The organism is Erysipelothrix sp. HDW6C (assembly GCF_011299615.1).
Taxonomy (GTDB): domain Bacteria; phylum Bacillota_I; class Bacilli_A; order Erysipelotrichales; family Erysipelotrichaceae; genus Erysipelothrix.
In genome coordinates, this window is record NZ_CP049861.1 from 692,780 (window position 1) to 709,357 (window position 16,578).

Here is a 16,578-nt window from a genome sequence, read left to right on the forward strand (position 1 = left end):
AAGACTAATGAATTCGGCGTATACCAATTGTTATTGCAAAGAAATTAGACTATAATGAACAATGAACAACGTTCAGTACCGAACGATGTCGAATAGACACTCAACGTAAAAATATGATTTGTAGTGGTTATTTTAGTAATTTATTGAGAAAGAAGAGGTAATGTATGAAACGAATCCTGTCAAATATGAAGCCATTCATAATGCTTGTATTGGTTGCGATTTCCTTGCTATTTGTACAAGCATGGGCAGATCTCAAACTTCCAAGTTACATGTCGGACATTGTTAACGTTGGTATCCAACAATCGGGTATTGACCATGCAAGTCCAACAGAAATGAGTCAAGATGGTTTCAACTTGATTGCGGCGATTCTTCCTGAGGCTCAGGCTTCAGAATTTAAGGCTGCTTATACAGTTGAGGGTGATCGTGCCCTATTAAACGATAATGTTGATCGTGAGTCTTTGGATATTTTGATTGGGGAGTCAATTTGGACCCTCATGAATCTTGATATACCAGGTGCTCCTTCAATGGAAGGTCAAATTGCTGAAGATTTTGATATTCGTGAAATCTATCCGGCAATTCCATATTTCCAAATGCTTGATGAGAGCACAAAAGTTGCTGCTTATCAAAAAGCTGCCGACATGCCAGATGCACTTAAAGCGCAAACAGGGATTGTCTTAGCGAAAATGCTTTATGCTGAAATTGGTACTGAAGTCGGTACCTTGCAAAAGAACTACATTATGACAACCGGTGTTCAGATGATGGGTGTTACACTTATCGGTGTCGTAGCCGCAGTCTTAGTTGGTTTGGCTGCAACACGAACAGGAGCAGGATTCTCAAAACGCTTGCGACGCCAAGTTTTTGATAAGATTGAAAATTTCTCGAGTGAAGAATTTGATGAGTTCTCACAATCGTCGATGGTCGTTCGTACCGTTAACGATGTGTCGCAAGTTCAAATGATGATTATGATGTCGATTCGTATCTTCTTCTATGCACCGATTATGGCTGTTGGAGGGATCATTGCGATTATGAACCGAGCTGACTCCATGACATGGATTATCGCAGCTGCATGTGGCGCACTTTTGGTCGTCTTGATGCTTGTTTACTTTATCGCTGTACCTAAATTCAAAATCCGTCAAACACTTGTTGACCGTTTGAACTTAGTCTTTAGAGAGAACCTTAGTGGTGTTATGGTCATCCGTGCTTTCGGAAATAAAATTTTTGAAAAGAAACGTTTTGACAAAGCCAACACAGATGTTGCCGATTTAACACTCTTTGTAAACCGTGTAATGTCCATGATGATGCCAATTATGATGCTAATCATGAACTTAACCGTTGTGGGAATTATTTGGTTTGGTGCTGGAGAAGTATCCGATGGATTTATCCAAATTGGAGACATGATGGCATTTATGCAATATGCAATGCAAATCATTATGGCGTTCTTGATGATCGCAATGATCTTTATCTTTATTCCAAGAGCAATGGTTTCCTTACACCGTATTAATGAAATTTTAGAAACAGAAAATACAGTAAACGATCCAAAACAACCCCAAGCATTTATCGAAGACAAACGTGGATGGGTTGAATTCGAAAACGTTAACTTCAAGTATGGTGATGCTGATGAATATGTTTTAGAAAACATTACCTTGACAGCAAAACCAGGACAGACCACAGCATTCATCGGTTCAACCGGAAGTGGTAAGTCAACACTCATTAACCTTGTACCGCGTTTCTACGATGTATCCGATGGGGTCGTTCGTGTTAACGGCGTTGATGTTCGTGATATTGATCAAGACAAACTCCGTGATGAGATTGGTTATATTCCCCAAAAAGGAATCCTCTTAACAGGAACTGCTGAATACAACTTGAAATATGGCCGTCCTGATGCTACGGATGAAGAAGTGAGAAAAGCACTTGAAGTTGCTCAAGCAACATTCATTCTTGATAAAGAAGACGGCTTAAACTATGAAATTGCCCAAGGTGGAACCAACGTATCGGGTGGACAAAAACAACGCCTCAGCATTGCGAGGGCCCTTGTTAAAGATGCACCAATTTATATCTTTGACGATAGTTTCTCAGCGTTGGACTTCAAGACGGATCAATTGCTCCGTAAAGCCATTCATGAAAACTACGGTGGTGCAACATTACTTATCGTTGCGCAACGTGTCAACACAATCCTTGATGCTGATCAAATTGTAGTTCTTGATAATGGTGCGGTTGTTGGGATTGGTACCCACCATGAATTATTAAAATCATGCCCGACATACTATGAAATCGCGGCATCACAATTATCAGAGGAGGAATTAACATATGGCACGAAATAGAACCCATGTTCCTACTGGTAAACCAAAAGATTCGAAAGCTGCAATGAAAAAACTCATTGCCCTGATTAAACCCTATCGTGTACGATTCACAATGGTAATTATTGCTGCACTCGTTTCGACGGTGTTGGCAATTGCAGGACCTAAGATTCTTGGACAAGCAACAACTGTTCTCTTTGAAGGATTGGTTGCTCGTGTTCAAGGTTTGGGTGGTGTTGATTTTGACGAAATTGGTCGCATACTCATTATCTTAGTTGCGATTTATGGATTCAGTTTCCTCTTTAGTGCAATCCAAGGTTATGTAATGGCGGGGATTTCCCGGGGAATTACATTCAAACTTCGTAAAGATATGCACGAAAAGATTGAAAAATTACCATTAAGCTACTTTGATACAACTACTGTTGGGGAAGTCTTATCATTGGTTACCAATGATATTGACGTCATTGACTCAAACTTAACCAGCAGTCTGACTCAGATTCTGACATCCGTTACAACAATTATTGGTGTCTTGATTATGATGATCTCAATCAACTGGCAAATGACCTTAGCAGCACTTCTTGTCTTGCCAATCTCATTTGGAATTATTATGTTTATCTTTGGAAAGTCTCAAAAGTACTTTACTTCACAACAAGCCAACCTTGGTGACATCAACAGTCATATTGAAGAAATGTACAGCAGTCATGTCTTGATTAAAGCCTATAATGGTGAAGCAACTGCAATGCAACAATTTGATGAAATCAACGATCGTTTGTATGCATCTGCTTGGAAGTCAAACTTCTTCTCAGGACTTGTTCAACCTATCATGAACTTCGTTGGGAATGCTGGGTATGTTGTTATCAGTATTCTTGGTGGATGGTTTGCAACCCAAGGAATCATTAGTGTTGGGGATATTCAATCCTTTGTTCAATACATGCGTAACTTCTTAAACCCAATTGCACAATTGGGAAGTATTTCATCACAGTTCCAACAATCCATTGCGGCTTCAGAACGTGTATTTGAATACTTAGAGCAACCAGAAGAGGTTGCAGAAACAACGGAAACACACGACTTATCAAAAGTTAAGGGTGAAGTAACCTTTGATCATGTACACTTTGGATATGTTCCACAAACAACAATCATTAATGACTTTAGTGCTGAAGTGAAGCCGGGTCAAAAGATTGCGATTGTCGGCCCAACAGGTGCAGGTAAGACAACGATTGTTAAGTTATTGATGCGCTTCTACGATGTCACCTCTGGATCAATTAAGATTGACGGTGTTGATATTCGCGATTACCAACGTTCAGAATTGCGTGAACTTATTGGAATGGTTCTTCAGGATACATGGCTCTATAGCGATACCATTATGGAAAATATTCGCTATGGGAAACTTGAAGCTAGTGATGAAGATGTATTAACAGCTGCTGCCAAAGCACAAGTTGATCACTTTGTCCGAACACTGCCTGAAGGCTACAATACGGTTCTTAACGAAGAGACATCTAACGTGTCGCAAGGTCAAAAGCAATTATTGACCATCGCACGTGCAATCCTCGCTGATCCTAAGATTCTTATCTTGGATGAAGCAACAAGTTCCGTCGATACACGTACTGAAGTGTTGATTCAACGTGCACTCGATACCCTCATGGAAGGACGTACAAGCTTTATTATTGCCCACCGTCTCTCTACAATTCGTGACGCAGATTTGATTCTTGTCATGGATAAAGGGGATATTGTTGAAATGGGTAACCACGAAGAACTCCTTAAACAAAATGGATTCTACGCGGTTCTCTATAACTCACAATTTTCAGAAGATTAAGAAAGTAAGTAAGGTCCTTGATACTCTCCGGAGTCAGGGGCCTTATTTTATGACAAAGGAGTCAATGTCAAAGAAATTAGCGCATTTGACCAATAAAGTTTATTGTTGAAAAGCGAAAACATGCCTATAATTTCTAAGGAGGTGCACAATGACACTGGGAGAACGATTTATAACATTAAGAAAAGAAAAAGGGTTTACACAAGATGATGTCGCGGACCGCCTTAACGTGAGTCGACAAACAATCTCGAATTGGGAAAATGGCAGTGCAGCACCCAGTATACAGAAGGCGAAGGAGTTAGCGGCTCTGTATCAAATCAGTCTTGATGCGATGGTTGGGAACGCACCCATTCATAAGCCACACAACAACCTAATGAAAGCCTGGGAAGGCAAAGTGTGCAAGGTGTTAATGACGGGTGATTATGTGAGTGCCAATGCGCTTCAGTATCCAGCACGAGTGATTGAGGTAGATGATGAGTGGATAACACTGGAGTTTCAAAAGAAGAAAGGACAACGCGAAACAGAAATAATGAATATCGAAACAATCAAAGGGCTCATAGAAGTGGGGGATGAAAGATGAATGCATGGTACTTTGCGATACCTGCATTTATTTGGGTAATGTTTGAAATATCGGAACTTAAAAGTCGCATTCGCAAATTTGATGGCGGACAGAAGACGATTGATGAGCAGTTACAACGAAGTGTAGGAATGACAATAGTCGTAAATATAGAAGATATTATTGATGTACGCATTGCACGCACCAAGAGCGCATATACTGAGGTGACAGTGAAGGAGGTTTCGCTTCCGTGGTGTCTTTTGGAATTTCAAACAAATAAAGATGGCCCTCTGACGGTACTGTTGCGGAGTGAATGCATCCAAACCATTATTGGAAAAGCGATAGATTAATTGTGAGTTTCAGAGTATCGTTTTCATATCACTTGCAGTATAATTAACATTAATGTGAAGGAGATTGATTATGAAATACGACACGTTATTGATAGATATCGACAATACCCTATTTGATTTTGATGCAGCTCAAGACATTGCGTTTGAGAAGGTGTTAGAGGATTTGGGAATTCCTTATTCAGAAGCAATTAAGCAAAAATACTTAGAAACAAGCCACAGTCTGTGGAAAGGGTATGAAGAAGGAAGAAACAGCAAGGATGATATTTGGAACAAACGCTTTGTCATCACGACAGAAGGTTATGATGTTCCATATACCGGACTTGAAATGGATGATATGTTCCGGGCTCACTTGGCAGCAAATAATATTTACATGCCATACGCTGAAGAATTCTTACAAGCAGTTGCTGATGATTTCCGTCTTGTCGTTGTGACAAATGGTGTATCCGAAACACAATTTCTTCGCTTGAAGAATGCAGGGATCACCGATTTGTTTGAACTTGTTGTCGTGTCATCAGACACCGGATATGCAAAACCCCACAATGGATTCTTTGATTATGCCTTCGATCGACTTGATAATGTTGATCTTTCAAGAACCTTGATTCTGGGTGATTCGCTCACTGCGGACATGCAAGGTGGTATTAATGCAGGGATTTCCACATGTTGGTACAATCCAAAGGGCGTCGAAAATACGACAACTATTGGCGTTGACTATGAGGTTCATGATTTACGCGATGTACTCGAGATTGTACGATAAGTGAATCTCTGCTTGTGCTAAATACCGCGAAACGTTATAATGTTTCTATAAAGGCGGATGTGTCATGACTCAAAAAAATACAAAAAAGAAAAACGATAATAAAAAAAACAATTCTTCTTACAACAAAGCGGTGCTTATGAGTATTGTTCTATTGTTTATGGGAATTTTCGATAAAATACTTTATCCAAACAATGATTGGCCACTTTTGAGAATGGCAAACTATATTGTCATGTTGGCATTGTTTATAGCGATCGTAATGCAATTCATTAAAATGATGAAAGATGGAAAAAAAGGCAAGTAGGTATACTTGTCTTTTTTTTATACTCTTAGAAAAAGTCTTCGGAAATAACACCATTAACCTCAGGTATCTCATCCATAAGTAATGCTTCAACGCCACCCTTAAGTGTATAGTCGATGAGGCCACAACCAATGCATGCACCCAACAGGCGAACCGTAACGATTCCTTTGTCATCAACACTGACAAATTCCATATCACCACCATCACGTTGGATGTAAGGGCGGATTTTATCAAGTGATCTCACAATCCGTTCTTCTAAAGTCATGTCTATCACCCCTGAAAAAAGTATAGTATAGATGCAGTGATAAAGCCAAGTAAGAAGCCCCCAATAACCTCAACCCATTTGTGACCCAATACTTCTTTGATTTTTTCACGATAGACTGGATTTTCAAGTGTGGTCTGTGTTAAGACTTCGATATCTTGGATAAGTTGTTTGGTCATTTTGATATTTTGGCCAGCATAGTAACGAACATTCGCTGCATCATAAATAACGGTGAGAGAGAAAACCAATGAGATAAAGAAAAATTGTGATTGAAAATTTGAAAGATACCCATATGCCATGGTTAAACCCACGACAAGTGACGTGTGTGAACTTGGAAATCCACCACTTTCAAAGATGAAACTTAAATCTTTCTCGCCTGTTCGTAAATAATAGAAAAATGGTTTTAATAATTGCGCGAGAAGGTTGGCGACAACGGCCGATATAATTGGATATAAATTTGAACTCATAGTTTCACCTCGGACTTTTATTATATCATACAAATTTGGATGTGTTATAATATCTATGATATTGAGGTATGAAAATGAAACGTATGTATGCAAATGGACAAATTGTTGAAGGTTTAATTACAGGAATTCAACCGTATGGCGCGTTTGTGGCAATTGATGAGAATACGACCGGATTGATTCACATTTCAGAGATATCTGATGATTTTGTTCGTGATATTCGTCAATTTGTAACGCAAGGAGAACATATTGTTGCCAAGATAATTGATGTCAGTGAAGGACCGCACCAGTTGCGCTTGTCTTTAAAAGCGCTGAATTATTCCTCACGCCGTAATCGCGTTGATAAAGAATACAAGCGAACTTTGCTGCCCAAAGATGACATTGGCTTTGAGACACTTGCGCAAATGATGCCTCAGTGGTTGAAACAAAAGGAGACAGACATGGTTAAAGTTGATTTATCACACGCTCTATTAAAGGGCAATGTATTGGATCACCAAAGTGAAGTAACACGAATTCATGAGATGATCCACAATCGTACCGGACGCGGTAATGATTATCTTGGTTGGTTAGACTGGGCAGATACATATGACAAGGATGAGTTTGCACGCATTAAAGTTGCGGCACAACGCATTCAAGATCAAGCAGATGTACTTTTAGTTTGCGGTATTGGTGGTTCTTACCTTGGTGCTCGTGCAGCGATTGAGATGTTACAAGGGCCCTATCCAAAGAATAACTTGGAAATAATCTATGTTGGGAACACATTCTCATCGACAGCAATTGTACGTATCTTAGACTATATCAAAGATAAACGCGTTGCACTAAATGTCATTTCAAAATCTGGAACAACTACTGAGACAGCGCTTGCTTTCCGCTTGATTCGCCAATTTATGGAAGAAAAATACGGGGAAGCAGAAGCAGCAACACGCATTTATGCAACAACAGATGCTGAAAAAGGATTGTTAAAACCACTGGCTGATGAAAAAGGCTATGAAACATTCGTGATTCCTGATGATATCGGCGGACGTTTCTCAGTCATCACACCAGTAGGGTTGTTGCCAATCGCTGCTGCGGGAATTAGCATCGATGATTTCATGCAAGGTGTTAAGGACGCTACATTTGAACTCAACAACCCTGCACTTGAATCCAACCCAGCGTATGTCTATGGTACTGTCCGTAACATGCTCTATAATGATGGCAAAGCAGTAGAAATGTTTGTGAGCTATGAAACTCATCTTGTGTATCTTGCGGAATGGTGGAAACAACTTTTTGCCGAATCTGAAGGTAAAGAAGGTAAAGGCTTACTACCTGCGAGCGTAAACTTCTCAACGGATCTTCATTCTTTAGGACAATTCATCCAAGATGGAACAAAGAATATATTTGAAACCGTCGTCTTAATTGATAATCCAATGGAAGACACAACGGTTCCAACCGAAGCAAATGATCTCGATCAAATGAATTACTTAGCAGGTAAGAGTTTGAACTGGATCAACGAGAAAGCATTTGAAGGTACATTGGAAGCGCACGAAATTACCGGAGGCGTACCAAATATAATTTTATCCATTGAGAAAGCAGATGCTTACCATTTTGGATACTTGGTATACTTCTATTTCAAAGCACTTGCTATGTCGGCGTACATGCTTGATGTAAACCCATTTGATCAACCAGGTGTTGAAGTCTACAAGAAAAACATGTTTAGACTCTTAGGAAAATAAAAAGAAAAGAAACTCATTCGAGTTTCTCTTTTTTTATACATGACTTACCAGGAATAGAGCGTGATAAGTCTTTTTTTAGGAAGTGCATTCAATGGAGATTGATTCTATGAAACGTTAACGATGGCACTCGTTAAGTGTTTTATTATTATTGACTTCCGAATAATATTATCGCCTACCAAAACAATAATATTACTGTGAAAACTCACTCTCATATTATACATAAAAAATGAGAGATTTCATATCAAATGACCCACAAGTGATAATATATTATCAGAATGACATTAGAAAAGTCGGAATTGGTCCGACTTTGTGAAAGAAATATAATATTATCGCAAATACTCTTCTTTTAATTCATTGGGTTGAATGACAGAAAAGTCGATGTGGCAGTAACCTCCAGGATTGCCTTCAAGGTACATTTGGTGTTCGGGTTCAGCAACTACAAAATTTTCTAAGGGTAAGACTTCCGTTACAATGGTATCTTTGTAATTAGCTTTGATACTGTCAATGTATTGGTTTATAGTATCGTTATCCTGATCGTTAGTATAGTAGATTCCTGTGCGATATTGTGTTCCAATATCATTCGCCTGACGGTTTCTTGTTGTGGGATCAATCATTCGGAAGAGATGTTCGAGAATTTTATCCAATGAAATTACCGTTTGATTGTAAGTAAGCATAACGGCTTCAACATGTCCCGTTGTCCCACTGCATACCTCACGATATGTCACAGAGTCTCCATTTCCATTTGCATAACCAACTTGCGTATCAATAATACCTTTGAGTCGGTGGTAGTATTCCTCGACGCCCCAAAAACAGCCGCCTGCAACGACGATGTGTTTAAAATCTCGTGTAGTCATAATATAAACCTCCATGTGTAGGAATATTGTAGCATAGAAATTAAAAGATGCTTCCGTGGAAGCATCCGTGAAATGGCTCAGTGGTCTAATCTGGCCAATCATCAACACGCACGATGGAGTATGAATGTTGATCGAGCGAAGTGCTCTTGAGACTATAGTAATTGTTGAACTTATTTTTCTCATCAAGAGCTTGTTAATTTTTGGTTAAATTATCGATGTTTATGATACAATTCAACCATTGGAGGAAAATTTATGAGTGAACTAATTAATTTTCGTGACTTTGGGGGATATCCCACTACAGACGGACGTCGCGTAAAAAAAGATATTTTCTTCAGATGTGGATCCTACCGCGATTTGACAGAAGAAGACCGTCATTACATTAAATCATTGAATATTCAAAACTTGTGTGACTATCGCGAACGACATGAAATTGACAAAGACGAGCGTCAAAGCGAACTCTCAAAGCGAGTCCATACGATTTCAGCTTCGGAACATTTGGGTGCTTTTGAAGAAGACCCACAAGCACCATACACGGTTCTTTCTACAGAGGGGATGATTGAATTCTACGAGCGTCTCGTATTTGATAACCCTGCATACATTAATGTTTTTGAACTCTTGCAAAATGAGAATGCAGTTCCCTATCTTCATAACTGTACGGCTGGGAAAGATCGCACAGGGATTGCCAGTGCTCTTATCTTACTCGCATTGGGTGTGGATGAGGAAATCGTGATGTATGACTACTTGAAGTCGCTTGAAGCATTTGATGCGATATTGGAAAATGAAGTACGTCGTTTAAAACCGAATCGTACGACTGAGTCCCTGTATCATAAAATGCCGGGAATCATTGTGAAACCTTCATATTTGTTGGCGGCATTTGAAACAATAAAAGAAAAGTATGGCGACTTTGCGACATACTTTGAAAAAGAATTCTCATTGGATGAACAGGGACTTGAGTCCTTGCGTCTTCGGTTTACAGAATAGGTGCAACGCACCTTTTTTATTGCTTAAGATTAATCGAAAGCTGACGAGAATCGCGTGTTTCTTCGAGAATGGAATCGAAATATTCGAGTGTCATTTCAAACTCACGTTCAACCACTAGTTTATATCCCGTGAGATTACGGAAATATTCAGGATCTGTAATGGCTCTCCCGGCAAAATACTCGAGATTAAGAAGTGCAAATGTGTGTGCGACTTCTTCTTTCTCAGCTTCTGTAAAGTACTCAGTATCCCATCCACGCAAACGCTTATCGAAGGCGAGTTCATAGAAGAATGTTTCTGCTTTCTTATCAAAACCTTCAACGCCAGTATTTATACTTTGGGTTTTATAGTTTGCATTGAGATCTTGATCAATATCAAGGACTCCAAACTGTAATGGATAGACACTAAGAGCTCCGGACGCAATGTCATACAGCTCACCCTCGCTTGTTTTTGAGATGCTTTGAGTATGGATGTGTCCTGAGAATGCCAGTTTTACATTGTATTCAATAAGTAGTTTTCGCAGACGCGGTGCATTGTTGACGGTAAAACCTTCATAGATGAGTTGGCTATGATTCATGATGTTGTGGTGCATTGCGAAGAGGGGAGTAATGTTATTCTTTTTGGCTTCGATAAGTTGACCTTCCAACCAGGCATATGTCTCATCGGATAATTCGCCACTCAGAAGGTCGCCAGTATTTGCTTCCATCATAAATAACCAAACATCCTTAGAAAGTGGTGCAACATAGCTCAATGAATCCTTGTCCATTGGATTGCTTGGTGCAAACCCTTGGTTTTCGTATATTCTTGCGAATGTTAATGAGTCGACACTTTCGACCTTACTCACGCTGTCTTCATTATAGCGTCGAGCGTTAGGGTTATTGAGGTCGTGGTTCCCGGCAGTAACAAGTACTTGAATTCCAGCATCGGTAAGAATGTTCAGTTTTGCAGCGAGGTCTTCGTGGCTTTTTCTCTCGCCATTTAATGTAATGTCGCCCGTTAGAACAACTGCGTTGGGTTTCAATGCTAACATATTGTTGATGAATGCATCGGTAATAAGTTCCATATCAAGGAGCATTTTACCATCCCCTTTACGTACGGAAGATTCAAAGAAAGCTCCTTCAGTAATCAGTTCGGGACTGAGATAATGCAAGTCGCTCGCGAAAACAATGCGTAAATCTTTAATATCGGTTTGAATATTAGTATCTATGGTTGCGACGTGGTCCGCTGGTTTTTGAGTACAGCCAACCAGTATTGTTGCAAGTAGTATTAATAAAAGTCGTTTCATATTTTTCCTACCATTTCTCATACTATTGTATCACTTTTTGGAGAAATAAATTTACGCGGGTTGATTTCTTGTGTGACTGCTTAGAATAAAATATAATTAAATCAGTAATAAATGGGAGGGGAACATATGAAAAAAGATTTTGACCAATTTGGTGGCTTGATGTGGTGTGTATATGGACTTGAAATACTGATTGCAGTCTGGTTTGGTTTGTTATTATTCAGTGACTTACGAATATATCTCATGAGTGACCCAGGGATGGTCCGTGTTGGGGAATTTGCACTGTATGCGATGATCTTATCGGGAATCACGTTTGTCATCGCAATTGGACTTGTTGCGGTCTTTAAACTTAAAGGAAAATTCTTTTATAACTTGGTGCGATGGCTTATGATTGCTCAGATTGTAATACTTGTAATATTCGCAGTTGTTGTTATTGTCCATGCATTAATTTACAAACTTAGTATGAATCTTTGGATGTACCTTGTCCCGTTAGTGGTTCAACTTGTTTGCCTAGGTTACTTCACAAGATCTGGTCGTGTGAAAGTATACCACCGTATTGAAAGCACTCACGTTAATTAATCATTAAAGAAAGCGCCTGACAAAGGCGCTTTCTTTATGATTATACATTGTCGTCTTTGTGACGTCTTCTTACAATGAAGAATAACAATCCAGTAAATGCTGCGAGTCCCCCTACACCAAGTGCAATCGGAAGTGGAGATGCCGAAATGTTTTCAATCGTTAGTGTAAACGGTGAAGGTGCATTTGTTTGTGGTGGTGTTTCTCCTTTCGTTGTTGTGACAGGAACTGCATCAGGTTTTTCAGGTGTTGTGATAGTTTCTTTTTCAGGTGCTGTATCAGGTTTTGTGTTCGGCGTTAGGGTACCGATTGGTTTTGGTGTGGTACCGGGTTGTGGTGTTTTGGGATTTGTGCGTTGATTCAATTGTGTCTGTGCGCGATCGATTTCAGTGTTTAGAGTGTTTCGCAATGTTCCATTTGGAATAAGCCCAATGAGTTCCTTCACGGCATCGATGTGTGATTGGGTAACATCACTTCGCAATGTGTTCTGTGCTGTGAATAATCCGTTTGCACGATCTCTTGCTGTAACCATCGCGCTTAAGGTATCAAGAGAGTTTAAAAGGGCTGATTTATTTGGAGAATCAGACAACAATTTAACATCGTTACGGAGTGCGTTAATTTGCGCTTCGGTGAGTCCTTTTGCGATATCATCTTTCTTACTGTTGGCAAACAATGCATCACGTTGTGTTTCGAGTTGTTTGATGGCATCATTGTAGAATCGTTGTTCCAGTTTTGCTTTTGCACTATCCAATTGTTGTTGGAATGAGGAACGCGTTGTTGGATCACTAATGTCGTTGAGTCGTTGCATTAATGTATCAATGTATCCTTGAGTCACTCCAGGCTTCAACGCTCCACCACTATAAAGGTTATTGATGTCTGATTGCATTTGGTTCGTAAGATATTGTTGTTTCGCATTGCGAACCTGCTCTAATAATAAATCCTTAATGTTACCGTTCGGTAAGTTGTTGACGCGATCACTTAATTCATTTATTTCCAAAAGTGTTACGCGTGGTTTAAGGGCATCATTCTCAAATAAAGCTGCGATATCTCCAGTAAGGATTCGATTCGTGAGCAATTGTTCAGCCCGGGTAAGTTCTGCTATGAATGCACTGCGATCTGGGTCTGATAAAACTGTTGCATTCTCAACGCGAGTTTGGAGTGCGTCAATCGTTGTTTGTGTCACGTGAGTCTCTAACTCGTTATCTTCAGTAAAGAGACCTTCAATCGCGGTACGAATGTCACGTGTTGTAAATTGTTGGCGTGCGTCGTTTAATTGTGAGACGAGCGCTGTTTTAATCGGTCCATCTTCGAGCAATTGTATACGCGCATCCAAGGATTGCAATGTCTGTGATGTAACAGAATCGACAAGGATTCCATCATCGAAAAGAGCAGCAACATCGATCTTTAAATTGTGCTCAGTTAAGAGACGTGTTGCGGTAGATAGATTGTTAAGAAGCGTTTCTTTGTCGACAGTGAGTAAGTGTTCGTTATCACCGATTGCTTCGATCAAGGCATCAATTTCTGCTTGTGTAAGTGGAAGCTTGATTGCTAAATGAGATTCATCTGTAAAGAATGCATCCACTGCGTTGGTGAAGTAAATATTGAAATATTGTGCCTTGGCGCCCATGATGCGATCAATAAGGGCTGTTTTCAATGTGGTATTGATAACGGTATTTTCACTTACTTTTGCAAGGAGTGTATCCAGCGCTGCTTCGCTGACGGATGCTTTGATTACACCATCCTCGAAGAGGGCGTCAACCTCTTGTGTTAACGTGCGTTCGATTAATAGTTTCTTTGCGTGATTGAGGCTTGTTTGTAAACTTGCCTTATTCGCATCATTTGTAACTCCGTCAATCAATGTTTGAATTGCATCAATTGATAGTGCTGTTGATGTATCCTTAAGGGCGGTAAGCGATGAATCTGTGTAGAGAGCTTTAATTTGATTGCTGAGATCGGTCATGGTGTCATCATCTTTAATTTCAGTGTTCCGTTGAGATACTTCAGCCAGTTTATCCAACAATCGATCTTTCATTGCTCCCTCATCCATAGCGGTAATGGTTTGAATGGCACTTGTAAGTGACGACTCACTAATTGGCTCTTTTACTGTTGCCATTGTTGCATCTGTAAAGAATGCACTCACAAGTGTTTGTTTATCAAGGAAGTTTTGCAATGTTGCTAATGTATCCGCGATTTTTGTGTATAGCGTTGGAGAAATGAGGCTTTGATAATCTGCGAAATCAGCAAATCGAGATTTCAATGCATCTAATTTTGTTTGTGTTAAATCAGGTGTAATATCATCATAATTTGTATCCGTGAAGTATGCGAATACATCGGTGTTGAGCGTCGTTGCATGTGCTGTTAATGTTTCGTATAGACGTGTTCGCATTGCAGCAAGATTCACAGTTTCGGCATGCCCTGCTTCTTTCATGCCGTTTAAAGTGTCGAGTGCAGTATCGAAGGTCGTAAAATCAAATGCAGTATTCAATGTAGTAAGCGCATCTTCGATAGTGATAATATCATTCCCGCGTTTAATGAGTGCATCAATTGTTTGATAGCGTGCTGTACCTGAGGAGGCACTCAGTGTAGCGAGTTCAGTCTGCGCTTGTACAAGTGCAGTGCGAGCTGTTGTAACATTCTTTAATTTATAACTGTTGTTATTGATGGCGTCACCACTGTCAAACAGATCTTGAACAATTCCCAGTAAGTTTGCCAAGGTTGTTTGTTGGACGAGTTGTTCTTTGGCGTTATCAATCTGTCCTTGCAATTCGGTTTTAACTTCAGAATCATCCAGTAAATTCACTGCCGTTTGTGCTGCTGCGATTTCAGTCTGAGTGAGAGTTTCCTTAATGGTGATTCCATCTGCCTCAAAAAGGGCGTTGACTTTAGTTGTGGCATCGTTAATGAGTGCCGCACGTTTTGCATCGTACTGTGTTTGTGCGTCGTTTACTTTTGTTGCCAATGCGTCTTTAGCAGGCCCCGCAGGGAGTTGTGTCACGGCTGTCCGTGCTGTATCAATTGCGGTTTGCGACAGTCCGTCGACAATCACTAGAGGTGCTTGTGTAGGGTTTTTGAAGAGTGCATCAACAAGTGATGTTGCATTTACCAAGTCGGTTGCATTAATTGCAGTTGATAATTTGTTTACTAAGGCTGCTTTCTTGGTTTCGTCAACACCCGTCAAACCCTGAATCGTTTCTAAGAGCGATTTTGCGATATCGAGATTTTCCGCAGCGATGAGTCCATTTGAAGTGATGAGTCCATCGACATTTGCAGTCCAATAATCCAACTCTTTCGCAGTTATTTTTCCAAGGAGCTCGGTGTAGACTTTTGGATTGCTAGTTTTAATGGCGCGTAGATCTTCTTTTATCGTTAATACATCTGTGATTGGCGTCGTTGTTGTCATTGCAACAATTCGATCATTTAAACTGATGATTGGCGTCATCAATGCACGAGCATCAGCGATGCGAATTTGAAGTTCAGGACTTAGACTGGGCTGTACAACGGTACTCGTATCCATATCTTTTATAGCGTTGTAACTTGTGAGAAGGCTCGTATATGTCTTATCAACAAGATGTGAGTTGGTATCATCATTTTTTAAAACTTCACGAATCAAGAGAACCTTGTCATGATCAGCCTTTTCGTAAACTACAACGGACTTCAATGTAACTGGAGTGTTGTTTATGGTGGCAGTTTCCGTTAGTGAGTAAGTTCGATTACTGCTGTTTGAATTTGTACCCTTAAAACGTTCATAAAATGTAACGTCTCCAATGGTATCGTTTTGAACTTTAGACCCGATAATGGGCGGAATTGTGGTAATACCATCAACAGCAAGGATGAGGGTCACGCCGGACGGATTGTTAACGCGTGCCTCAACAACATAATCCTTATTGTTAACCGTTGATATGGTCTGCTCAAACGTATACTTAGGCTCAGAAAAAATTGCGGGATTGACTTTCTTTTTTTCAACTGCCAAAGACTCTTCTTGATTCGAAAGTGGTAATGTAGAAGTATAAGTATCAAAACCAACCAACGACCCAACAGAGGTAAGGTTCAATTTTGCGCGTCCGTCTAAGGTTCCGTCTATCTTTACACTCACGGGTAAAATGCCAAGAACAAGGGCTGTTTTTATTGACCAACCACTAATTGTTGATTCACCATCAGAATATTGAAAACTAGGATTCGTGTTGATGGCACCAGCCACTAGATTATGAACATGAGTAGCGTGAATCTCTTCATGGGTAGGAGGTGTATCTGCATAGATAAATTGATTGATGGATATGGTGGTTAAGACCATTCCTAATGTGAGCAATACGGCGATCCCTCGTTTACCATGGGATTGAAATCTGCGGTTTAGAAAAGATGTCATTGATGGTCCCCCTTTGATCGTA

General features: G+C 40.0%; 14 protein-coding genes and 1 pseudogene. 10 read left to right on the forward strand and 5 right to left on the reverse strand.

Annotated elements, in window-relative coordinates; all coding sequences use genetic code 11:
- The first annotated feature begins 164 nt into the window (after positions 1–164).
- The 6 genes from G7062_RS02990 (at position 165) to G7062_RS03015 (ending at position 6,068) form a co-directional block, all read left to right on the forward strand.
- Positions 165–2,321, forward strand: a complete 2,157-nt coding sequence (locus G7062_RS02990; RefSeq protein ID WP_166064446.1) for an ABC transporter ATP-binding protein — start codon at positions 165–167, stop codon at positions 2,319–2,321.
- Positions 2,308–4,110 (forward strand): ABC transporter ATP-binding protein, encoded by a 1,803-nt coding sequence (locus G7062_RS02995; RefSeq protein WP_166064447.1) that lies wholly within the window; start codon positions 2,308–2,310, stop codon positions 4,108–4,110. Before G7062_RS02990 ends, G7062_RS02995 begins: the two co-directional genes overlap by 14 nt.
- A 148-nt stretch (positions 4,111–4,258) precedes the next feature.
- Entirely contained in the window at positions 4,259–4,687 is a 429-nt protein-coding gene (locus G7062_RS03000; RefSeq protein WP_166064448.1) for a helix-turn-helix transcriptional regulator, read from the forward strand.
- A complete protein-coding gene (locus tag G7062_RS03005; RefSeq protein ID WP_166064449.1) occupies positions 4,684–5,013 on the forward strand; it encodes a hypothetical protein in 330 nt (109 codons plus the stop codon). Before G7062_RS03000 ends, G7062_RS03005 begins: the two co-directional genes overlap by 4 nt.
- A 70-nt stretch (positions 5,014–5,083) precedes the next feature.
- Positions 5,084–5,767 carry a YjjG family noncanonical pyrimidine nucleotidase gene (locus G7062_RS03010; protein ID WP_166064450.1) on the forward strand — a complete coding sequence of 228 codons (684 nt, stop codon included), beginning with the start codon at positions 5,084–5,086 and terminating at the stop codon, positions 5,765–5,767.
- A gap of 64 nt (positions 5,768–5,831) precedes the next feature.
- The gene (locus G7062_RS03015) at positions 5,832–6,068 is read left to right on the forward strand and encodes a hypothetical protein (protein WP_166064451.1); all 237 of its coding nucleotides are present in this window, start codon (positions 5,832–5,834) and stop codon (positions 6,066–6,068) included.
- Between the two features lie 25 nt (positions 6,069–6,093).
- Here G7062_RS03015 and G7062_RS03020 read toward each other — a convergent pair whose 3' ends face one another.
- Both G7062_RS03020 and G7062_RS03025 read right to left on the reverse strand, forming a co-directional pair.
- Positions 6,094–6,330 carry a NifU family protein gene (locus tag G7062_RS03020; protein ID WP_166064452.1) on the reverse strand — a complete coding sequence of 79 codons (237 nt, stop codon included), beginning with the start codon at positions 6,328–6,330 and terminating at the stop codon, positions 6,094–6,096.
- A gap of 5 nt (positions 6,331–6,335) precedes the next feature.
- Positions 6,336–6,794 (reverse strand): divergent PAP2 family protein, encoded by a 459-nt coding sequence (locus tag G7062_RS03025; protein ID WP_166064453.1) that lies wholly within the window; start codon positions 6,792–6,794, stop codon positions 6,336–6,338.
- A gap of 83 nt (positions 6,795–6,877) precedes the next feature.
- On the opposite strand from G7062_RS03025, the pseudogene G7062_RS11485 reads away from it, so the two are divergent.
- Together G7062_RS11485 and G7062_RS03030 are read left to right on the forward strand one after the other, a co-directional pair.
- Positions 6,878–7,087 (forward strand): annotated as a pseudogene (locus G7062_RS11485) (S1 RNA-binding domain-containing protein); the annotation flags it as partial.
- Between the two features lie 144 nt (positions 7,088–7,231).
- Positions 7,232–8,503, forward strand: coding sequence for a glucose-6-phosphate isomerase (locus G7062_RS03030; protein WP_240915991.1), 1,272 nt, complete (start codon positions 7,232–7,234; stop codon positions 8,501–8,503).
- A gap of 326 nt (positions 8,504–8,829) precedes the next feature.
- Here the strand turns inward: G7062_RS03030 and msrA are convergent, their stop codons facing one another.
- Positions 8,830–9,357: a peptide-methionine (S)-S-oxide reductase MsrA gene (msrA, locus tag G7062_RS03035; RefSeq protein ID WP_166064455.1), complete on the reverse strand. Its 528-nt coding sequence runs from the start codon at positions 9,355–9,357 to the stop codon at positions 8,830–8,832.
- 252 nt (positions 9,358–9,609) lie between these two features.
- On the opposite strand from msrA, the gene G7062_RS03040 reads away from it, so the two are divergent.
- On the forward strand, positions 9,610–10,338 hold the full coding sequence (locus G7062_RS03040; RefSeq protein WP_166064456.1) for a tyrosine-protein phosphatase: 729 nt from the start codon (positions 9,610–9,612) through the stop codon (positions 10,336–10,338).
- A gap of 16 nt (positions 10,339–10,354) precedes the next feature.
- On the opposite strand, the gene G7062_RS03045 is transcribed toward G7062_RS03040, so the two are convergent.
- Positions 10,355–11,620, reverse strand: coding sequence for a metallophosphoesterase (locus G7062_RS03045; protein WP_166064457.1), 1,266 nt, complete (start codon positions 11,618–11,620; stop codon positions 10,355–10,357).
- 126 nt (positions 11,621–11,746) lie between these two features.
- Here G7062_RS03045 and G7062_RS03050 point away from each other — a divergent pair, with 126 nt between their 5' ends.
- On the forward strand, positions 11,747–12,196 hold the full coding sequence (locus G7062_RS03050) for a hypothetical protein (RefSeq protein ID WP_166064458.1): 450 nt from the start codon (positions 11,747–11,749) through the stop codon (positions 12,194–12,196).
- Positions 12,197–12,236: 40 nt separating this feature from the next.
- Here G7062_RS03050 and G7062_RS03055 read toward each other — a convergent pair whose 3' ends face one another.
- Entirely contained in the window at positions 12,237–16,556 is a 4,320-nt protein-coding gene (locus tag G7062_RS03055) for a toxin Cry1Ac domain D-VI-related protein (protein WP_166064459.1), read from the reverse strand.
- Positions 16,557–16,578 lie beyond the last annotated feature (22 nt).